Here is a 1,272-nt window from a genome sequence, read left to right as displayed (position 1 = left end):
TGTTGTTAGACTAAAAAGTAGACACGTAGAACCGAGAATCGGATAAAATAGACCTATCCAAATTCGAGGTGAACGAAGTGACAAAGAAACATTATGATCAAGCCTTTAAAAGACAAGTCGTCCAGATGATTCAAGAAGAGGGAAAAACGGCCCCTCAAGTGGCAGAGGAATTAGGGCTGCACGTCAATACCGTGTATCGGTGGGTATCTGAAATCAAACAAGATGGCGGACAAGCCTTTCCTGGCAGTGGTCAATTGAAAGAAGAGGACAAGGCCCTCAAGGCGTTACAAAAGCAAATCCGTGACTTGCAAGAAGAAAATGACATTCTAAAAAAGGCCATGCACTACTTTGCAAAAGACCGGCGCTGATCTATGCCTTCATCCACAATCACCGCTTCCATTGCCGTGTCGCAAAGCTATGTGCTGCTATGGGCGTTTCCAGAAGCGGTTATTACAAATGGACCACACGTAAAGTCAGCAAACGAGAGAAAAGCCGTAAAAAGCTGGTACAGCGTATTCGGCGAATCTTTCTAGATTCTCGTAGGCTTTATGGAAGCCCGAAGGTTACACAAATGCTACATAAACAGGGCAGGAAAATCTCGGAGAAGACTGTCGCTCGAATGATGAAGGAGCAGGGTCTGAAATCCCGAACCATTAAAAAATATAAAGCGACAACGAACTCCAAACACAACCTACCTGTCGCCGAAAATGTACTCAATCGCCAATTCAGACCCGAGGCACCCAATCAAACTTGGGTGACCGACATCACCTACATTGCCACGGATGAAGGATGGCTCTATTTGGCGAGCGTCATGGACTTGTATAGCCGCAAAATTGTGGGCTTTCAAATGAGTGATCGGATGACCAAAGAATTAGTCCTTCAGGCGCTTGATCGGGCGCATCAGCAGCAGCGCCCAACGGGTGAAGTGCTGCATCACTCTGATCGAGGAAGTCAGTATGCTTCTCATGACTACCAAGCCCGTCTAAAAACCTACAATATGAAGGCTAGTATGAGTCGCAAAGGCAACTGCTATGACAATGCTTGTATCGAAGCGTTCCATAGCGTTCTTAAAAAGGAGCTCATTTATTTGGAGCGCTTCAAAACGCGGGAGCAAGCACGTAAACGCATCTTTGAATACATCCTCTGCTTCTACAATGCCAAACGCATTCACTCGACCATCGGGTATCTCACTCCCAATGAATGCGAACGCAGGTACCGAAAGGCAGCTTAAAAATCTCGGTTTCTTGTGTCTACTCTATTGACAGAGATACA

1 protein-coding gene is annotated in these 1,272 nt (G+C 46.0%); it reads left to right on the top strand.

Features of this window, described 5'->3' with window-relative positions; genetic code table 11:
* Positions 1 to 125: 125 nt before the first annotated feature.
* A protein-coding gene (locus tag AC50X8_RS32395; RefSeq protein ID WP_494862330.1) for an IS3 family transposase occupies positions 126 to 1,231 on the top strand; the annotation gives its coding sequence in 2 pieces (ribosomal slippage) (positions 126 to 336 and positions 336 to 1,231; 1,107 coding nt in all).
* Positions 1,232 to 1,272 lie beyond the last annotated feature (41 nt).

Source organism: Paenibacillus sp. JT22N15, assembly GCF_059383755.1.
This window is presented reverse-complemented; position numbering and strand designations above follow the sequence as displayed.